Raw genomic sequence first — 17,973 nt, 5'->3', positions numbered from 1 at the left:
CCCTTTTCATGTCGGCGGGACATTACCAGCGTGCGGGCGGCGCTTCGCCCCGTCGCGAGACTGACCGTGCAAACTTGCGAGCTGTGCGAAAAGGCACTGCCGAAGCTGCTTGACCCGGCTTCGGCAGTGCAAGCTGATACTCGCCTGTGGGCCTTCCGACCTTGGTGAGAAGCCCATCATGGGGTCAGCGAAGCGGCTTGCCATCCCCCAAATGGGGGCTCCTTGCGGGCTGCACGGCATTTTCAACGGATAAAACGGTTCTTTTCCGGCCGCTTCATCGATTTTTCTCATGATCGCGAAAGTAGTTCCCGGCCCAGCCGCAACAGCGCTCAGCGCGGGCCTGCCGCGCTCTTCAGCAGGCCGACGAGATCGGCCTGCCGGCGTGTCCCCGTTTTGGCGAGGATTCGCTTCAGGGTCGTACGGGCGGTGGCCTCGGTCACACCAAGACGCAGCGCCGCGTCCCGCGGCGGATGGCCACCGGCGATCACCGCGGCCAGCCGCGCTTCGGCCGGAGTGAGATCGAACAAGCCGGCGATCAGGCCGGCATCAGGCCCCGCCCCGGCGACGACAGGCGTGGCGACGATGATGGCACCGGCAAAGGAGAAGATGTCGCGCGCCCGGCCGCGCACGGGCGCGACATGCACCACCATCGGGTTCGCGCCGCGCCAGGCCGGAATCGGTACGGAGCGGACGGGCTGGAGCACATCCGTTCGCGAGAAGCCTGCGACCAAATCGGCCAGCATGTCGTCGGCCGGGGCATAGGCAAGGGCAAGGCGCGTCGTGCGATCGAGGAAGGTGCCGGGAATCAGATCCTGGAACAGGGCGTTGGCCTCGATCACTTGGCCGCGCAGGCCGAGAACCGCTGCCGGCAGCCCCATCAGCTCGAGCGCCTGCGACGCGGCCCGCGCGCGCTCCATCGCGAGGCGCCGCCCGAGCAGCCCGGCCCGGGCGAAATGCGGCCGCAGGCGATCAAGCGCCGCCACGACCCGCCCGTCGACGGTCCCCTCCGCAAACGAGCGCTCGCAATGGACGATCGTGGTGTCGCCGGTCGGCGCCGTGATCACCGTCGCGACGCCGGAGCCGTATCCGGCCGGGATCAGGATGTCCTGATAGACCGGTTCATGCGCGATCTCGTCTCGGCTGAAGACATCGTCGTCGGTGATGAAACCGAGCCTGCCATGCGCAAGCAGGCGCTGCGCCCGCTGGTTGACGGGGAACGGGATGCGGCGCAACACCTCCTCGTAACCCTCGGTAAATTCGGGCGAAGAGCCGAGAATTCGCGCTTCATCGTGCAGCACGGTCCCGAGCAGCGCCTCGCGGCAACTGGCGATCCGGGCCGTGTCGCGGAGCACCGCAGGCCAAGCCTCAGGCACGATGGCGGCCTCGTAGATGCCGTCGATCAACGCATTCTCGAACTCGCTGCCCGCCACGTCTCTCCCTCTCGCAGGATAACCAATTTATCCCCTTTGACGTGAAAAAGTCTCGCCAAAAGACAGGTCTTGGTTGATCTCATAACGCAAGGGCAACCGGAAGGTTCAGCCCTCCGGCAGGCCGAGCATCAGGCGGATGTTCTGCACGGCCGCTCCGGACGCGCCCTTGCCGAGATTGTCGAGCCGCGCGACCAGCACCGCCTGGCCGAGATCGTCCTGCCCGAACACCGTCAGCTCCAGCCTGTTGGTGTCGTTCAGCGCCTCGGGCTCGATCTTGCCGTTCTTGCCGTCCTGCGGGAGGACGCTGACATAGGTCGAGCCGGCATAGCGCTCGGACAGCGCATGATGCAGATCGGCGGCGCTCGGCCGGCCCGGCAGCATGTCGAGATGCAGCGGCACCGAAACCAGCATGCCCTGCCGGAAATTGCCGACGGAGGGCACGAAGATCGGCCGCCGGGTCAGGCGTGCATAGGCCTGCAGTTCGGGCAGGTGCTTGTGGCGCAGCCCAAGGCCATAGAGTTCGAAGGCAGGGGCGACGCCGGTCTCGAAATCCTCGATCATCGACTTGCCGCCACCGGAATAGCCGGAGACGGCGTTGACGGTGACCGGATGGTCCTGCGCCATCAGCCCGGCATCGACGAGCGGGCGCAGCAGCGCGATCGCGCCGGTGGGATAACAACCGGGGTTGGAGACGCGGCTTGCGCCGGCGATCTTTCCGGCATGGCCGGGCTCGAGCTCGGCAAAACCATAGACCCAGCCCGGTGCGACGCGATGAGCGGTCGCGGCGTCCACGATCTTGGGCGCGTCGGAGCCGAGCGCGTCGGCGAGCGCGACCGATTCCTTCGCCGCATCGTCCGGCAGGCAGAGCACGACGAGGTCGACGCTCGCCATCATGTCCTTGCGGGCGGCCGGGTCCTTGCGCTTGTCGGGGTCGATGCTCTTGACCGCGACCTCGGGGACCACGGCCAGACGCTCGCGAATGCCGAGACCGGTGGTGCCGGCTTCGCCGTCGATGAAGATGGTTTTCAGGTTCTGGCTCATCGGGCACCCCGGTGGCTGGCAGGCAAGTTGGCTGGATCGCCGGGCGCCCTGCCGGGCGCCGGGTGGCGATCCATTTTACGAGAGCACCGGGTGAATCCGAAAAGTGGTACCCACTTTCGGCCCGATGCCCGGGCATAAAAAAACCGCGCTGCATGGCGCGGTCGCGGGCGTTCGGACGTCAGCCGAGCGTCATCGCGGGCGCGCCGGAGCGGCCTGGACAGGGCGACGTCGGATGAAGCTCGTCATCATGGCCGTGTATATGTTCGCGCTTGAGCCGGGTGTCAATCGCAGCTTTGAGGCAGGCGTCATTCTCAAGCTCGGCCCGAGAATCCCCTGAAATCGGGCCACTGGGATCTCCTCCGGTCGGAGATGCCCGAGCCAAGCCCGCTCATGACGAGCCCAGACCAGGAAACGCGATTCATTCGAATCCCTTCGCGGTCATTCTTTGCAAATCGATTCCCGTCAGCGGCGCGCGGTGAACCAGACATAGAGGCACCAGGGCAGGATCAGCGCGAGCGCCGTCAGAACGAGCCGCAGCATCGTCCAGGCGTTCGGATTGTTGAGCGCCCGGCCATCGAGGTCCGGCACGCCGTGGATGAAGCCGAGCGCCACGGCCGGAGCCAGGAAGACGACCAGCGCGCGGGCTATGCGCTGCCCGCGCGGCAACTCCTCGCGGGCCAGCATCAGCAGGGCCGGCACAGCGATCATGCCGAAGGCGATCAGGACGAGGAGGATACGCATGGGCTTCCGGGCGGGTTGTCGTCTGAAATGACTATATGTCCTGTCTCAAACGCGCCGTCATCCCGGGCGACCGGAGGGAGACCCGGGACCATGCCGGAACCTCTATCGGCCAAGCTCAGGCACGGATCCCGGAGCTGCGCCGCGTCGGCTGCTCCTCAGGATGAGGGCCGAGACAGACAGAAGGGCAATAGAAACGAAAAGGGCGGCTCGCAAGAGCCGCCCTTCCCATACCGGTAATCCCGGAAACGATCAGCGCTTCGAGAACTGGAAGCTGCGGCGGGCCTTGGCCTTACCGAACTTCTTACGCTCGACGACACGCGAGTCGCGGGTCAGGAAGCCTTCCTTCTTGAGCGGGCCGCGAAGCTCGGGCTCGTAGAAGGTCAGCGCCTTGGAGATGCCGTGGCGCACCGCACCGGCCTGGCCGGAGAGACCGCCGCCCTTGACCGAGACGACGACGTCGTACTGGGTCACGCGATCGACGAGCTGCAGCGGCTGCTTGAGCACGAGGCGCAGCACCGGGCGAGCAAAGTAGACCTCCTGGTCGCGGCCGTTGACAGTGACCTTGCCGGAGCCAGGCTTGATCCAGACGCGGGCGATGGCGTTCTTGCGCTTGCCGGTGGCATAGGCGCGGCCCTGCGCATCGACCTTCTTGACGTGGACGGGAGCAGCGGGCTGCTCAGGCTTGGCGACGTCGCCGAGCTGGGCGAGAGACTGAAGAACTTCGGCCACGGTCAGACCCTCTTGTTCTTGCTGTTGAGCGCGGCGACGTCGAGCGCCTCCGGCGACTGGGCAGCATGCGGATGCTCCGCGCCCTTGTAGACGCGCAGGTTGCCGAGGATCTGGCGGAAGAGCGGGCCACGCGGCAACATGCGCTCGACAGCCTTCTCGAGGATACGCTCAGGGAAGCGGCCTTCCAGGATGAACTTGGCCGAACGCTCCTTGATGCCACCCGGGAAACCCGTGTGGTGGTAGTAGTTCTTCTGCTCGCGCTTGCGGCCGGTCAGGGAGACCTTCTCGGCGTTGATCACGATGACATTGTCGCCGCAGTCGACGTGGGGGGTGTAGGCGGCCTTGTGCTTGCCGCGCAGACGCATCGCCACAACGGAGGCGAGGCGGCCGACGACGAGCCCGGAGGCGTCGATCACAACCCACTTCTTTTCGACATCGGCGGGCTTGAGCGAGACGGTGGTCTTCATCGCGGTACCCTCTGTTGCGTAAAAAAGGACAAGCCGCCGGAGAGCCCGGCGGCGGTGTGGCGTCGGGATAGGTGCAAGGAGGCCGGCTGTCAAGCAGTTCGGAAAAGGCAAAACCCGAAAAAATGCAATTTTCTCATAGCGATGAGCGGAAAGGTATCAGGATACCACTCCTCTCGCTTGCGCCGCGCAGTACCCTGCCCCAGCATCGTGACGAAGGAGGATACGTCATGACACGACAACGCGCCGCCCTGATCGCCGCCGGCCTGCTTCTTTGTGCCTCGCCCGCCTTCGCCGAGGTCAACGTCATCAGCTCGGGCGGCTTCACGGCCGCCTACAAGGAACTCGTCCCCGCCTGCGAGGCGAAGATCGGCCAGAAGGTCACGAGCGCCTACGGCGCCTCGATGGGCGCGGCACCGGATGCGATCCCCAACCGCCTTGCGCGCGGCGAGCCGGCCGATGTGGTGATCCTGGCGGGCGACGCCTTCGACAAGCTGGTCAAGGACGGCAAGGGCATGGCGGGCACCCGCACCGACCTCGCGCGCTCGGCGATCGGCCTCTCGGTCAAGGCGGGCGCGCCGAAGCCCGACATCTCCACCGTCGAGGCGCTCAAGAAGACGCTGATGGAGGCGAAGTCGATCGCGTACTCGGCCAGCGCCAGCGGCACTTATCTGTCCGAGGAGCTCTTCCCGAAGCTCGATCCGAGCGGCCAGGTCATGGCGAAGGCGAAGAAGATCCTCAGCGAACGCGTCGGCACCATCGTGGCGCGCGGTGAGGCCGAGCTCGGCTTCCAGCAGGTCAGCGAACTCATCCCGATCGAGGGGCTGGATTTCGTCGGCACGCTGCCCGAGGAAGTCCAGCGCGTGACAGTGTTCTCGGCCGGGCTGGCAGCCGGCGCGAAGGAGACCGAAGCCGCGAAGGCGCTGATCGCCTGCCTCGGCGGCACGGATGCGGCTGAGACGATCCGCAAGACCGGGCTCGACCCGATCCCGGCGAAGAAGTAGCCGGCCCTGCCGGGCCGCATTCAGCGCGCGGGGATCGAATAGGTCCCCGTCGCGTGGCAGACCATCTCCGCCTCCCCTTGCGAATAGAGGCAGACCTCGCCGACCGCGAGCCGCTTGCCGAGCTTGAGCAACTTCGCCTCGCCGATCAGGGCGGCCTGGCCCGGCTTGCGCAGGAAGTTGAAATTGAGGCTCGTCGTCACCGCGAGGCCGACCGGGCCGATCTGGGCGAGGATTGCCGCATAAAGCGCAAGGTCGGCCAGCGCCATCATGGTCGGCCCGGAAATCGTACCGCCGGGACGCAGGTGCTTCTCGTGGTAGTCGCAGCGCATCCGGGCCGTCATCGGCCCGACATCCTCGATGAAATAGGTGCGCCCGCCATAATGGAGCTGCGGGAAGACCTCGTCGAGATAGGCATCGATCTCGGAGGCGCTCATGCGGGTCGTCATGCGGAAAACCGAAGGCTGAGACGGGACTTCTCCCCTTGCAGCATGGCGAACGGCCTCCGACAATAGGCGGAAATGCTGAGGGAAGCGCCAAGGGGAGCACGATGAACGCCCATCACAAGCCGGAGGCCGCGCCCGTCCTGCTGCGCGAGGATGCGCAGGGCGTCGCAACGCTGACGCTGAACCGCCCCCCAAGTGCGCAATCCGCTGAGCGAGGCGATGCTGGCGGCCTTGAGCGAGACCTTCACCGCGATCGCGGCCGATCGTTCGGTCAAGGCCGTCATCCTCACGGCAGCCGGGCCGGTATTCAGCGCCGGGCACGATCTCAAGGAGATGACCGCCCATCGCGCCGATTCCGACCGGGGCCGGGCCTATTTCACAGACATCCTCGGGCGCTGCTCGGCCATGATGCAGCAGATCACCGCCCTGCCCCAACCGGTGATCGCGGCCGTCGAGGGCACGGCGACGGCCGCGGGCTGCCAGCTCGTGGCAAGCTGCGATCTCGCGGTGGCGGGCGAAGGCGCGCGCTTCTGCACGCCGGGCGTCCATATCGGGTTGTTCTGCTCGACGCCGATGGTCGCGCTCTCGCGCAATCTCTCCGCAAAGCACGCGCTGGAGATGCTGCTCCTGGGCGAGATGGTGCCGGCGGGGGAAGCAGCCCGGATGGGGCTGGTCAATCGCGTCGTGCCGCCTGGCGACGCGCTGGCGGAAGCACGGCGGCTCGCCGCGATCATCGCCTCGAAATCGCCAGCGACGGTCAAGATCGGCAAGCGCGCCTTCTACGAGCAGCGCGAGATGGGGTTGAAGGCGGCTTACGATCACGCCTCGGCGGTGATGGTCGAGAACATGCTGGTGCGGGACGCCGAAGAAGGCATCGGCGCTTTCATGGAGAAGCGTCCCCCGGTGTGGGAGGGGGAATAACAGCCTCCATGTCATCCCGAGCGACCGGAGGGAGACCCGGGATCCATGCCTGAACATCCATTGTAAACGCTCCGGAATGGATCCCGGATCTCCGCTTCGCTGCGTCCGGGATGACGGGGCGGTTGCTGCATCCTATATCGATCCTGCGCCTTCCCTGCCGCCGAGCCCCAGCCTCATGACCCACGACGCCTATCCCGACAGCCTGATCCGCGACATCCTGAAATCCGTGAAGCGGATCGCGCTGGTCGGCGCCTCCGCCAACGAGGCGCGGCCGAGCTGGATCGTGACGAAATACCTGATCGATCGTGGCTACGACGTCATCCCCGTCAATCCCGGCCTCGCCGGGCAGACGATCCTCGGCAAGACGGTCTATGCCGCGCTCAGGGACATTCCCGGCCCGGTCGACATGGTCGAGATCTTCCGCAACTCGGAAGCGGCCGGCCCGATCACCGACGAGGCGCTGGCGCTCGACCCGCTGCCCAAGGTCATCTGGATGCAGCTGTCGGTGCGCAACGACGAAGCTGCCGTACGGGCCGAGGCGAAGGGCGTCACCGTCATCATGAACCGCTGCCCCAAGATCGAGTATGGCCGGCTCTCCGGCGAAATCGGCTGGCAGGGCATCAATTCGCGTATCCTGTCGTCGAAGAAGCCGGTGCTCGCCGGCAAGGGCTTCCAGAAGCTGACGATCCACCGGCCGGGGACCTGACGCGGCCTGCCCCTCCGATTTGACGCCCCGCGAACCGTTCGTTAAATCGAACGATCCGTTTTCGACGTCAGATTGTCAGGGAGCAGCCATGACCGACCGCGCACCGGGTTTCCATACACTCGCCATCCATGCCGGAGCGGCCCCCGACGCGGCGACGGGCGCACGCGCCACGCCGATCTACCAGACGACCTCCTTCGTCTTCGACGATGTCGACCACGCCGCCTCGCTGTTCGGCCTGCAGGCCTTCGGCAACATCTATACCCGCATCGGCAACCCGACCAACGCGGTCCTGGAAGAGCGCGTCGCGGCGCTGGAGGGTGGCACAGCCGCGCTCGCCGTCGCCTCGGGCCATGCGGCCGAGTTCCTGTGCTTCCACGCCCTGCTGCAGCCGGGCGACGAATTCGTCGCGGCGCGCAAGCTCTATGGCGGCTCGATCAACCAGTTCAACCATTCCTACAAGAGCTTCGGCTGGAACGTGATCTGGGCCGATCCGGACGATGTCGAGGGCTTCGCCGCCGCCGTGACGCCGAAGACCAAGGCGATCTTCATCGAGTTCGATCGCCAATCCGGGCGGCGTCATCGTCGACATCGCCGCGATCAGCGCGATCGCCAAGAAGCACAATATCCCGCTCATCGTCGACAACACGATGGCCTCGCCCTATCTGCTGCGCCCGTTCGAGCACGGCGCCGACATCGTCGTTCATTCGGCGACCAAGTTCCTCGGCGGCCATGGCAACTCGATCGGCGGCCTGATCGTCGATGGCGGCTCTTTCAACTGGGTCGGCGACGATCGCTACCCGATGCTCTCCAAGCCGCGGCCGGAATATAACGGCATGGTGCTGGGCGAGACCTTCGGCAATTTTGCCTTCGCCATCGCGACCCGCGTGCTCGGCCTGCGCGACCTCGGGCCCGCGCTCTCGCCCTTCAACGCCTTCATGCTGCTGACCGGCATCGAGACTTTGCCCCTGCGGATGCAAAGGCACTGCGAGAGCACGCTGAAGGTCGCCGAGCATCTCGCCGGGCATCCGGCCGTCGAATGGGTGAGCTATGCCGGCCTGCCCGGCGACAAGTATCACGAGCTCGCCAAGCGCTATGTGCCGAAGGGTGCGGGCGCGGTCTTCACCTTCGGGCTCAAGGGCGGCTACGACGCCGGCGTCAAGCTGGTCTCGAACCTCAAGCTGTTCTCGCATCTCGCCAATATCGGCGACACGCGCTCGCTGGTGATCCACCCGGCCTCGACCACGCATCGCCAGCTCACGGACGAGCAGAAGATCGCGTCCGGCGCCGGGCCGCAGGTGGTCCGCCTCTCGATCGGGCTCGAGGATGTCGAGGATCTGATCGCCGATCTGGATCAGGCGCTGGTCTGATCGGCATTCGCGTGTGACGACAAAGGCGCCGGAAACGGCGCCTTTTTGTTTGGGAGCACCCCGATTGTCATTCCGGGGCACGCTGCAGGCGTGAACCCGGAACCCACGACCGGGTGAGAGCTTCACAAAGCGACGAACGGAAACCGCTGCGACCCAGTCGTGGGTTCCGGGTCCGCTGCTGCGCAGCGTCCCGGAATGACAAGGGTTGTGCGTTATCCCCGCGCGGCCTGCTCGGTGCGGGTGACATGCACCACGCCCATCGCCAGCACAGCGAAGCCGAGCGCCTGATGGCTAAGCCCGGCCCAGAGCGGCACCACCAGCAGCAATGTCACGATGCCAAGCGCCGATTGCGCCAGGACCAGCCCGGCGATCGCGGTCGAACGCTTGGCGCTGCCCGACCCCGGCGCCGCGCGGCGCAGCCTCACCACATTCCAGAGCGCGACGGCGAAGAGGATGTAGGCACCGAGGCGGTGGTTGAACTGGACCAGCGCGACATTGTCGACGAAGTTCTCCCAGAACGGCGTCTGCGCGAAGAGCTGCGAACCCGGCGGCACCAGAGCGCCATCCATCAGCGGCCAGGTGTTGAAGGTGAAGCCCGCCTTGGAGCCGGCGACGAGACCGCCGAGCGCGACCTGCACGAAAAGCAGCAGCAGGATGAGCCACGCGGTTCCCCTGCCCCGTGCTGGCTCGACCCGGCGCAACGGCGTCAGCGCTGTGGCAAAGGCCACGACCGAAGCGAAGAACAGGCCTGCGAAGGTGAGATGCAGCGTCAGCTTCACCGGCGCGACCGCGACCATGCCGGGCTGCAAACCCGACGCGACCATGATCCAGCCGATCGCGCCTTGCAGGCCGAGCAGCAGGCCCATGCCGAAGAGCGTCACGATCTGCCGGGCCGGCAGCAGGCGGCGCAGGGCGACGACGAGGAAACCGGCGAGGTAGATCAGCCCGATGAAGCGGCCGAGCTGGCGATGGCCCCATTCCCACCAGTAGATGAACTGGAACTCGCCGAGGCTCATGCCTTCGTTGAGGAGCTGGTACTGCGGGCTGGCGCGGTATTTGCCGAATTCCTCGGCCCAGGCGTCGGCCGAGAGCGGCGGCATCGCTCCGGTGATCGGCTTCCATTCGGTGATCGAGAGGCCCGAGCCGGTCAGCCTTGTCGCGCCGCCGACCACGACCATCACGAAGACGAGGCCGGCGACGATCCAGAGCCAGCGGCGGATGCCGGCATGGTCGGTCCTGGCGCGTTCGCCGGCAGTCTGGTCGAGGGCTAGGGTCACGGATGGGCTTTCGGTCGCAGACGCCAGCGCTTCACAAGCGCGCTCGCGGGTGACATAGACCCGTCGCTCCGGCGCGACAACGCCCGCATTGCCGCAGCAGCCAGACCTGCGGTGGAGAGCCCGATGAAACAACGCAACCGCAAGCTGATCGGGACCGTGCTGATCCTCGTCTTCGTCTGCGTCTATGCGCTCGTCGCGATGGCGCTCGCACAAGGACGGATCACCGAGGCGCCGAAGCTGGTGCAGACCATCGCCTATATCGCGCTCGGCCTCGCCTGGGTGTTGCCGCTGCTACCCCTGATCAAGTGGATGGAGCGCAAGGACGAGTAAGCACTCTCCGCGCCGTCAGGAATGCAGATAGAAATATAGCATCAGCGCGTAGGGGATCAGCAATGTCAAAAGGCCGATCCGCCACTTGAAGCATGACAGCACGCCCGCGACGATGAAAATCGCGTAAGTCATGAATATTTTTGGATCATCATGCACGTTCGGCATGTTCATCGACATATAGGCGACAAATAAGAACCCGCCGACGATGAAAACGGCCGCAAGTTTACCCAAAATGATCGCGGCCGTTCCCCCTCCGGGATAAACCAATAGGTACCCGCCAGCGAAAAGAATCGCCGGCAAGCCGACCAAGCCGAAGAGTTCTCCGCTCAACTGCCTATCCTCTCATCTACCCCGCGTCCGAGCTTCCGCCCCCTGCTTCGCAGCCAGAACGGCAGCCCCGACAGCAGCGCCCGCAGCGCCGCATCGTTCTGGTGGAGGCCATTGAGCGAGACGCGCGGCAGGGCGTGGAGATGGCCGGCGTGCTCGGGAAAGAGATGGCCCGGCCGCGTCGTGACGGCACTCTCGAAGCCCGCCTCCGCAGCCAGCGCGAAATCGCGTGGGCCGGCCGAACCGGAATCGCCGACCGGATAGGCGAAATGGCGGATCGGGATACCCAGCTCGGTCTCCAGACGCTGCCTGCTCTCGACGATCTCGCGACGCGCGACATCCGCCTCGTGCTTCGCCAGCATCGGATGCGTCAGGGTATGAGCGCCGATGGTCACGCCCGGTGCGCCCGACAAGGCCCGCAATGTCTCCCAAGGCAGGCAGTCGCGCTCGACCAGGGCTGCCGGGTCGATGCCGGCCTCCGTCGCCAGCGTCGAAATCGCCGAGAGCAGAATCGCTTCCGGCCCGCGGCGTAGAATCCAGTAGAGCCTAGCGAAAGCGCGATTCTTCTCGGCATCGGTTTCGGTGCGGGCCGTGAAGCGGCCATTGGGCAAGGCGAGATCGAGCCGCGGCAGCGCCCGGATCGCCTCCTCCAGCTCGACCCACCAGAGCCGCGCCGTGCGGTCGGCGAAGCCCGGCGTCACGAACAGGGTCCAGGGCGCCTCGTGCTTGGCCAGCACGGGCCAGGCTTCCTCGACATTGTCGCGATAGCCGTCGTCGAAGGTCAGCGCGACGAAGAAGCGGCCGGGTTTGGGATTGCGCAGGCGTGCCAACGCCTCCTGCAGCGAGACGATGTCGTAGCCGTCTGCCCGGATCAGGCGCAGCGCGCGGTCGAGAAAGTCCGGGGTGATGTCTAGCAGGGCGTTCGGCGCGAAGCCGCGTGTCTCGGCAGCCCGGACATGGTGCAGGGTGAGGATGACGCCCTGCCCTTGCGCGAAGCCGCGGCTCCAGCGGTCGGCGCCGGTTGCCGCCATCATCCGGAATATGGCCGCGATGGCCCTGTGACGCCCGTTCATCGCCGCCAACTGCAACCGTCCTCTTTGCAACCCCCCGCTAACGCTATCGCGCGATCGCGCAGCCGGGCCGCGGGAGTGTGGCCGATCCGTTCACAATGACGGGTTAAGGAGACGCCATCTGCCCCGCTCGCCATGGGCGAAGGAAACATGCCCGCAGCCACCGCCTCAACGCCGGCCATATCTGACGCGACCGCCGCCGGCGCCGTATCGCGCCCCTGGGCGTCGATCGCGATCGAGACCGATATCGCGGCGCTGGCCGAACGGTGGCGCGCCTTCGAGGCGACCGCGCTGGTGACGCCCTATCAGAGCTATGACTGGATCAGGCCTTTCGTCGAGACGATCGGGACCGCCCATGGCATGGCACTCCGCTATGCGCTGGTGCACGGTGCCGACGGCGCGCTTTGCGCGCTTCTGCCGCTCGTCATCACCCGGCGCAGCGGCTTCCGTTTCGCCGAGTTCATCGGCGGCAAGCACGCCAATTACCATATGGGGCTCTATGCTCCGGCCTTCGCCGCGCAGCTCGACGCCGTCTTGACGGCACGGATGCTGACGGAAATCGGCAATGCGATCGGCGGGCTCGACGCGCTCGCCTTCGTCAACCAGCCGGTCATCTGGCAGGGCGTCGACAACCCTGCGGCGCGGCTTGCGGCAGGCCCGAGCCCGAGCCGCGCCTATAAGCTTGCCCTGATCGCCGGCGACGGCGACGCGACGCTCAGGCGCTCGATGAGCAGCCATGCGCGCAAGAAGCTCAAGAACAAGCACAGCCGCTTCAAGGATTTCGGCCCGTCGGTGCTGACGCGCGCGAAGGCGCCCGGCGAGGTAGCGCGCATCATCGACGCCTTCCTGGCCCAGAAGGCGGAGCGCTTCCGCGCCATGGGCGTGCCCGACCCCTTCGCCGAGCCGGCGATGCGCGCCTTCCTGGAACAGGCGGCCAGGGATGACGGCGCCGGGCGCCCCGCGATCGAGCTCTACGCCCTCGACCTCGACGGCCTTGCGGTGGCGACCTATGTCGGCGCGATCCAGGGTGAGCGCTTCTCGGGCATGGCGACCTCGTTCGACATGGCCAGCGAGACCGTCAAGACGAGCCCCGGCGAATTGCTGCTGGCCGAACTGATCCGCCTGAAAGCCCGCGAGGGCGTCGCGGTCTTCGATCTCGGCGTCGGCGAGGCCCGCTACAAGACGACCTTCTGCGACGACCATGATGATCTCGTCGACAGCTTCCTGCCCTTGACCTTCAAGGGTCGGGTCTTCGCCCGGATCGCCCGGACGAAGCGCGAGCTGAAGCGGCGGATCAAGCGCTCGCCGCTCGCGCTGAAGCTCGCGCACCGGGCATCGGGCTGGCTGCGGGGCAAGCGCTCCGAGGACGAATAGGACCGCCCCGCCTCTCTGTGTCAGGCGCCGACGGGCATCTCCGAGCGCGAGACCGGGGGCATCGGCACGCCGCCCTCGGCATCGAGGATCAGCGTGACCGGCGCCTCGGTCAGTTCACTCAGGCGATAGGCGGTCTCGAGCGCATGGCCGTTGCCGACCTGCCCGCTCATCACCAGCCCCGCCTGCGCGCGGCGGGCTATCGGCGCCAGCACCATCCCATCGTCGTTGGAGGCGGCCGCGACCAGCACCCAGTCGTAGGTCTCGCAAAGCGCATCGAGCGCGACATCGACGAGATCGGGGGCCGCCAGCACCGCAGTGCGGCCGGCATGGCCCGCCCCGATGCGATGCAGCCGCGATCCCGGCTCCCGCATGATGATGTCGGAGAACAGCGCCTCTCCGGCGAGCAGTTCCGAGAAGCCGGCCTCCCCGACCGCATGATCGGAGGAGAGGTCGACGAGCACGCAGCGGCAGCGCTGTGCCAGCAGTTCGGCAAGGTCGCGCGGCCTTGCGGCCCCTTCGCCGGCCCCATCGAGCACCAGCGCCAGCGGCGCCATGCCGCGCGCCGGCTCGCGGGTCCGTTCGGCGATCTCGGCCAGCGTCAGCTCGGGCCGGTCGAGGTCGAGCCGGGTCTGGCCGAGTTTTCCGGCATGGGTCAGCAGGCCGGCGACGCGCGCATGGCGCGGCGCGGCACCCGGCACCGGGCCAGGCGCATCTCCCTCGTCCTCGGTCGAGCCGGCGGAAACCCAGCGCGGCCCGCGCGGCGTATTCGGCAGCGGGCGGCCCTGGCCGTTGAGCAATTCGCGGGTCACGATCGTCGCCAGCGCGATCAGGAAGGTCGCGAGCGTCGAGACCAGCACCACCGGAAGCTTCTTCGGGAAGGAGGGCTCGGTCGGCTCGACGGCGCGCGAGATGATGCGGGCATCGGCCGGCGTGGCGTTCAGCGTGTCGCGCGCGACCGCCTCGCGATAGCGCTGCATGTATTGTTCGAGCTGCTCGCGCAGGGTACGGGCTTCGCGCTCTAGCGCGCGCAACTGCACTTCGCTGTCATTGGCGCTGGAGACGTTCTTCTTCTGGCCATCGAGCGCGGCCTGGAAGCTCTCGACGCGCTGACCGGCGATCTTGGCCTCGTTCTCGAGCGTGCGCACCGTGCGTTCGGCAGCGGCGCGGAGCTGGCCTTCGAGATCGAGAAGCTGGGCGTTGAGCTCCTTGATCCGCGGGTGCTCGGGCAGGAGGCTGCGCGATTCAGCCGCGATCTGGGCGCGCAGGTTGACGCGCTGCTCGATCAGGCGGCGGACCAGATCGTTATTGGCGACATCCGGGATCTCGAAGGTGCGGCCCTGCTTGATCGCGTCGCGGATCAGGCCGGCCTTGGCCTGCGACTCGGCCTGCTGGCTGCGCGCGCTGGAGAGCTGCGCCGAGAGGTCGGTAAGCTGCTGGGAGGTGATGGTGGTGTTGTTGGGCCCGGCGAACAGGCCGTTCTTGGAGCGATAGTCCTCGACCTTGGCCTCGGCCTCGGCAACGCGCTTGCGCAGGGGCTCGATCGTGGTCGAGAGCCAGTTCGAGGCGCTGCGGGCATTCTCCTGCTTCGCCTGCTCCTGAAACTCCAGATAGGTCTCGGCGATGGTGTTGGCCGCCTTGGCGGCGAGCGCCGCATCGCGCGAGGTGAACTCGATGGAGACGATGCGCGAGCGGGCGACCGGATAGACCAGCAGCCGGTCATAGTACTTTTCGAGGACGCGCTCCTCCGGCGAGCGATCCGCCGGATGGCCGCCCAGCCCGATCATGACGGCAAGCTTGCGCACTGCGCTCAGCGCCCCGACGCCGGAATCGAATTCGGCATTGCCGACGAGCCCGATCCGCTTCACGGCCTCGCGTGCGAGGTCGCGGGACATGATGAGCTGGACCTGGCTCTGGACCGCCTCGGAATCGAACTGGCCGCTATCGGCCGCAGCCTGGCCCGGCAGCGCATAGAAGCCGCCCCGGCTTTCGAGCAGCAGCTTGGCTTCGCCGGTATAGCGCGGCGTCACGACGTTCACCGCGACGAAGGACAAGCCGAGAGCTGCGAGTGTCGGCGCGATGATCCAGAATTTGCGGCGCTTGATCGCCGCCCAGAGGGCGGAGAGATCGAGCATGTCGCCCCGGCCTTCGCCAGCGCCGCGCGCATCAATCCCAGCTTGAGCGGTCATGGGCCCACCTATCGACGCAAAACTCTCGTCCCGTGGAAGGGACGCGGGCGCCATTGAAAGCCCAGTAAGCCTAATGAACCCCTAACGATCTCATCGCCTTAGTTAACGTCGCCGGCGGCATGGCGCCCCTTTCACCCCGAACGCGGAGCCTGCCAGCCCGATTCGATTCCGGTCGATCCCAGCCCCAAACCAGCCTTCCGAGGCGCCAGGCGCGGCGGCGCGCCCTTGATTTCGCGCAGGAGATTTTCGCCGGCAAGACGTGTTTTTTTCACCCCGCCGCCCCTCTCAATCGTAAACGGCAACCGCGCCCGTCAGCCGCCAGCGCGCCCCTCGGCAGCCCGCGACCGGCGATTTCGGCGCACAAGGCCCGGCACACGGTAACGAAGGTTAACGACTCGTTACGGCATTCTGAACGGCAACTTCATCGGCCCTTCAGCCCGGGAAGCGAATCTCGGGTCGTTCGATCAAACGTGTCGCCATGATCGGGCCGCTGCCGACTGCAGCTACCCCCACAGCCAAGCAGTCGGCAGCGTTTTTGCGCGCCCCTTCCTTCCAGAACAATCTCGAACAGCTCTGCCGCGGGGCTGGCCGGTGCCCGCGAGAAGTGTTTGTTAACCATATCGAGCCTAAAGATCAGGCCAGTTCTGCACGGGTAAGCCAGTGATGAGTCGACGCCTCGCCTCTCTCGCCTTGGCCGCCGCCATGACTGCGGGCGCCTGCGCGCCCCGCTATCCGGCGTCGGACTATGCGCTCGCCGAGCCGGCTGGCCCTTACCGGCTCGCCAGCGGCGACCGGCTGCGCGTCATCGTCTTCGGGCAGGACAATCTCTCGAACATCTACGCCGTCGACGGCGCCGGGCGCATCGCCATGCCGCTGATCGGCTCGGTCGAGGCGCAGGGGCGCACGACGCAACAGCTCGCCCAGGCAATCGAGGCCAAGCTGCGCGGCGGCTACCTGCGCGAGCCCAAGGTTTCGGTCGAGGTCGACACCTATCGGCCCTTCTTCGTGCTCGGCGAGGTCACCCAATCCGGCCAGTTCCCCTATGTGAACGGCATGACGGTGCAGACCGCCGTCGCGATCGCCGGCGGCTTCACCCCGCGCGGCCAGCGCTCCTCGGCCGAGGTAACGCGCCAGATCGAGGGCCAGACCGTGACCGCGACCGTGCCGATCACCTATCCGGTGCAGCCGGGCGATACGATCGTCATCAAGGAACGCTGGTTCTGAGGTCGCGGCGCCCCCGATGACGGACAGCCCCGCCCGCCCCCTGAAAATCCTGCATGTCTTCCGCGCGCCGCTCGGCGGACTGTTCCGGCACGTTCTCGACGTGGCCCGGGGCCAGGTCGAGCGCGGACACGATGTCGGCATCTTCTGCGATTCCAGCACCGGCGGGGCGCGGGCCGACGCGGTCTTTCGCGAGCTTGGCCGCCAATTGACGCTGGGCGTCACGCGGGTGCCGATGTCCCGCTATCCGAGCATCACCGACCTCAAGGCCCAGCTCTCCGAGATATCGTTGCGGCGGCGGCTCGCGCCGGACGTGGTGCACTGCCACGGCTCGAAAGGCGGGGTCTATGGCCGCATTCCCGCACTGTTTTCGCCCGCCCGGCGCTATATCACCGCCTACACGCCCCATGGCGGCAGCTTCAACTACAAGGCCGGCGGCGTGGAGCATAAGGTCTATATGAGCGTGGAGCGCCTGCTCGAAGGCGCGACCGACATGTTCCTGTTCGAAAGCCGCTTCATCGCCGGTCGCTTCGAGGCCCATGTCGGCCACCTGCCGCGCACGGATCATCGCGTGGTACTCAACGGCGTCTCCGACGCGGAGTTCGAGCCGATCGACCACGCGGTCGCGGATTTCGACCTGCTCTATCTCGGCGAGCTGCGCTCGGCCAAAGGCGTCGACACGCTGATCGACGCGCTGGCGCTGCTGCGCCGCCGGGACAGGCTGACCCCGCGGATCCTGATCGTCGGCTCGGGACCGGACGAAGACGAACTGAAGCAGATGACGCGCGAGCGTGGCATCGCCGACCAATGCGCCTTCGAGCCGCCCGCCCCCATCCGCGAGGCACTGGCACGCGCGCGGGCCATGGTCATCCCGTCGCGGGCGGAATCCCTGCCCTATGTCATCCTGGAAGCGGCCGCGGCGGCGCAGCCATTGATCTCGACCGATGTCGGCGGCATCGGCGAAATCTACGGCCCGAGCCATCGCCAGCGCCTGATCCCGGCCAATGATCCGGCGGTCCTCGCCGGCGCGATCAAGACCATGATCGAGACGCCGGAGGCCGAGCGGCTCGCACAGGCGGCCGATCTTGCCGGCCATGTGCGGCAGAATTTCCGCCTCGACGACATGATCGACGGCGTCATCGCGGGCTACCGCGACGCGCTGAAGGCGCGCGGCGTCGCCTGAGGCATTTCCTTCGGCGCTGACCACGGCAGTCTCGAACCACCCTTGTCATTCCGGGGCGCGCCGCAGGCGCGAGCCCGGAACCCACGACTGGGCGAGACCTTCGATGCCCGATTGTCAGCCGCTCACCCCGTCGTGGGTTCCGGGTTCTTCGCTGACGCG

At 66.9% G+C, this 17,973-nt stretch carries 16 protein-coding genes and 2 pseudogenes; 8 read left to right on the top strand and 10 right to left on the bottom strand.

What is annotated here, in order from left to right:
- Positions 1–329: 329 nt before the first annotated feature.
- The 5 genes from ACFJGT_RS07660 to rplM all read right to left on the bottom strand — a co-directional run bounded on the left by ACFJGT_RS07660 (position 330) and on the right by rplM (position 4,408).
- A complete protein-coding gene (locus ACFJGT_RS07660) occupies positions 330–1,430 on the bottom strand; it encodes a helix-turn-helix transcriptional regulator (protein ID WP_377847508.1) in 1,101 nt (366 codons plus the stop codon).
- Positions 1,431–1,535: 105 nt separating this feature from the next.
- Complete coding sequence (gene argC, locus ACFJGT_RS07655; RefSeq protein ID WP_377847506.1) at positions 1,536–2,471, bottom strand: N-acetyl-gamma-glutamyl-phosphate reductase; 936 nt, start codon at positions 2,469–2,471, stop codon at positions 1,536–1,538.
- A gap of 462 nt (positions 2,472–2,933) precedes the next feature.
- Positions 2,934–3,212 (bottom strand): hypothetical protein, encoded by a 279-nt coding sequence (locus ACFJGT_RS07650; RefSeq protein ID WP_377847503.1) that lies wholly within the window; start codon positions 3,210–3,212, stop codon positions 2,934–2,936.
- Between the two features lie 249 nt (positions 3,213–3,461).
- Positions 3,462–3,941, bottom strand: coding sequence for a 30S ribosomal protein S9 (rpsI, locus tag ACFJGT_RS07645; RefSeq protein ID WP_199090930.1), 480 nt, complete (start codon positions 3,939–3,941; stop codon positions 3,462–3,464).
- A 2-nt stretch (positions 3,942–3,943) separates the two neighbouring features.
- Complete coding sequence (rplM, locus tag ACFJGT_RS07640) at positions 3,944–4,408, bottom strand: 50S ribosomal protein L13 (RefSeq protein ID WP_377847500.1); 465 nt, start codon at positions 4,406–4,408, stop codon at positions 3,944–3,946.
- A 227-nt stretch (positions 4,409–4,635) separates the two neighbouring features.
- Between rplM and ACFJGT_RS07635 the strand changes: the two genes are divergently transcribed.
- Positions 4,636–5,409 carry a substrate-binding domain-containing protein gene (locus ACFJGT_RS07635; protein WP_377847498.1) on the top strand — a complete coding sequence of 258 codons (774 nt, stop codon included), beginning with the start codon at positions 4,636–4,638 and terminating at the stop codon, positions 5,407–5,409.
- Between the two features lie 20 nt (positions 5,410–5,429).
- Here ACFJGT_RS07635 and ACFJGT_RS07630 read toward each other — a convergent pair whose 3' ends face one another.
- Positions 5,430–5,855, bottom strand: a complete 426-nt coding sequence (locus ACFJGT_RS07630; RefSeq protein WP_377847496.1) for a PaaI family thioesterase — start codon at positions 5,853–5,855, stop codon at positions 5,430–5,432.
- Between the two features lie 101 nt (positions 5,856–5,956).
- Between ACFJGT_RS07630 and ACFJGT_RS07625 the strand changes: the two are divergent.
- From ACFJGT_RS07625 to ACFJGT_RS07615, 3 genes and pseudogenes are all read left to right on the top strand, one after another.
- Positions 5,957–6,773, top strand: a pseudogene (locus ACFJGT_RS07625) (enoyl-CoA hydratase).
- A gap of 175 nt (positions 6,774–6,948) precedes the next feature.
- On the top strand, positions 6,949–7,479 hold the full coding sequence (locus ACFJGT_RS07620; protein ID WP_377847493.1) for a CoA-binding protein: 531 nt from the start codon (positions 6,949–6,951) through the stop codon (positions 7,477–7,479).
- A gap of 88 nt (positions 7,480–7,567) precedes the next feature.
- Positions 7,568–8,846 (top strand): annotated as a pseudogene (locus ACFJGT_RS07615) (O-acetylhomoserine aminocarboxypropyltransferase).
- A 212-nt stretch (positions 8,847–9,058) separates the two neighbouring features.
- On the opposite strand, the gene ACFJGT_RS07610 reads toward ACFJGT_RS07615, so the two are convergent.
- Positions 9,059–10,150, bottom strand: coding sequence for a COX15/CtaA family protein (locus ACFJGT_RS07610; RefSeq protein ID WP_377848941.1), 1,092 nt, complete (start codon positions 10,148–10,150; stop codon positions 9,059–9,061).
- Positions 10,151–10,246: 96 nt separating this feature from the next.
- Between ACFJGT_RS07610 and ACFJGT_RS07605 the strand changes: the two genes are divergently transcribed.
- Positions 10,247–10,453 (top strand): DUF2842 domain-containing protein, encoded by a 207-nt coding sequence (locus ACFJGT_RS07605; protein WP_377847491.1) that lies wholly within the window; start codon positions 10,247–10,249, stop codon positions 10,451–10,453.
- Between the two features lie 15 nt (positions 10,454–10,468).
- Here ACFJGT_RS07605 and ACFJGT_RS07600 read toward each other — a convergent pair whose 3' ends face one another.
- Together ACFJGT_RS07600 and ACFJGT_RS07595 are read right to left on the bottom strand one after the other, a co-directional pair.
- Positions 10,469–10,783 (bottom strand): hypothetical protein, encoded by a 315-nt coding sequence (locus ACFJGT_RS07600; protein WP_377847489.1) that lies wholly within the window; start codon positions 10,781–10,783, stop codon positions 10,469–10,471.
- On the bottom strand, positions 10,780–11,814 hold the full coding sequence (locus ACFJGT_RS07595) for a polysaccharide deacetylase family protein (protein WP_377847487.1): 1,035 nt from the start codon (positions 11,812–11,814) through the stop codon (positions 10,780–10,782). Before ACFJGT_RS07595 ends, ACFJGT_RS07600 begins: the two co-directional genes overlap by 4 nt.
- Positions 11,815–12,000: 186 nt before the next feature.
- On the opposite strand from ACFJGT_RS07595, the gene ACFJGT_RS07590 reads away from it, so the two are divergent.
- Positions 12,001–13,224: a GNAT family N-acetyltransferase gene (locus ACFJGT_RS07590; protein WP_377847485.1), complete on the top strand. Its 1,224-nt coding sequence runs from the start codon at positions 12,001–12,003 to the stop codon at positions 13,222–13,224.
- Positions 13,225–13,244: 20 nt separating this feature from the next.
- On the opposite strand, the gene ACFJGT_RS07585 is transcribed toward ACFJGT_RS07590, so the two are convergent.
- On the bottom strand, positions 13,245–15,410 hold the full coding sequence (locus ACFJGT_RS07585) for a GumC family protein (protein ID WP_377847483.1): 2,166 nt from the start codon (positions 15,408–15,410) through the stop codon (positions 13,245–13,247).
- A 663-nt stretch (positions 15,411–16,073) separates the two neighbouring features.
- On the opposite strand from ACFJGT_RS07585, the gene ACFJGT_RS07580 reads away from it, so the two are divergent.
- Positions 16,074–16,634, top strand: coding sequence for a polysaccharide biosynthesis/export family protein (locus ACFJGT_RS07580; RefSeq protein WP_377847481.1), 561 nt, complete (start codon positions 16,074–16,076; stop codon positions 16,632–16,634).
- 16 nt (positions 16,635–16,650) lie between these two features.
- A complete protein-coding gene (locus ACFJGT_RS07575; RefSeq protein WP_377847478.1) occupies positions 16,651–17,814 on the top strand; it encodes a glycosyltransferase in 1,164 nt (387 codons plus the stop codon).
- Positions 17,815–17,973 lie beyond the last annotated feature (159 nt).

The sequence above is a fragment of the Allobosea sp. UC22_33 genome, from assembly GCF_042700715.1.
Classification (GTDB): domain Bacteria; phylum Pseudomonadota; class Alphaproteobacteria; order Rhizobiales; family Beijerinckiaceae; genus Allobosea.
Note: the sequence above shows the minus strand (reverse complement) of the source record. Positions and strands in the feature narration are given on the sequence as shown.

What these genes read in the sequence shown, in the direction of transcription:
- argC (WP_377847506.1), bottom strand. Translation starts at nt 2,471, where the DNA reads ATGAGCCAGAACCTGAAAACCATCTTCATCGACGGCGAAGCCGGCACC.
- ACFJGT_RS07650 (WP_377847503.1), bottom strand. Translation starts at nt 3,212, where the DNA reads ATGCGTATCCTCCTCGTCCTGATCGCCTTCGGCATGATCGCTGTGCCG.
- rplM (WP_377847500.1), bottom strand. Translation starts at nt 4,408, where the DNA reads ATGAAGACCACCGTCTCGCTCAAGCCCGCCGATGTCGAAAAGAAGTGG.
- ACFJGT_RS07635 (WP_377847498.1), top strand. Translation starts at nt 4,636, where the DNA reads ATGACACGACAACGCGCCGCCCTGATCGCCGCCGGCCTGCTTCTTTGT.
- ACFJGT_RS07630 (WP_377847496.1), bottom strand. Translation starts at nt 5,855, where the DNA reads ATGACGACCCGCATGAGCGCCTCCGAGATCGATGCCTATCTCGACGAG.
- ACFJGT_RS07620 (WP_377847493.1), top strand. Translation starts at nt 6,949, where the DNA reads ATGACCCACGACGCCTATCCCGACAGCCTGATCCGCGACATCCTGAAA.
- ACFJGT_RS07605 (WP_377847491.1), top strand. Translation starts at nt 10,247, where the DNA reads ATGAAACAACGCAACCGCAAGCTGATCGGGACCGTGCTGATCCTCGTC.
- ACFJGT_RS07595 (WP_377847487.1), bottom strand. Translation starts at nt 11,814, where the DNA reads ATGATGGCGGCAACCGGCGCCGACCGCTGGAGCCGCGGCTTCGCGCAA.
- ACFJGT_RS07590 (WP_377847485.1), top strand. Translation starts at nt 12,001, where the DNA reads ATGCCCGCAGCCACCGCCTCAACGCCGGCCATATCTGACGCGACCGCC.
- ACFJGT_RS07585 (WP_377847483.1), bottom strand. Translation starts at nt 15,410, where the DNA reads ATGACCGCTCAAGCTGGGATTGATGCGCGCGGCGCTGGCGAAGGCCGG.
- ACFJGT_RS07580 (WP_377847481.1), top strand. Translation starts at nt 16,074, where the DNA reads ATGAGTCGACGCCTCGCCTCTCTCGCCTTGGCCGCCGCCATGACTGCG.
- ACFJGT_RS07575 (WP_377847478.1), top strand. Translation starts at nt 16,651, where the DNA reads ATGACGGACAGCCCCGCCCGCCCCCTGAAAATCCTGCATGTCTTCCGC.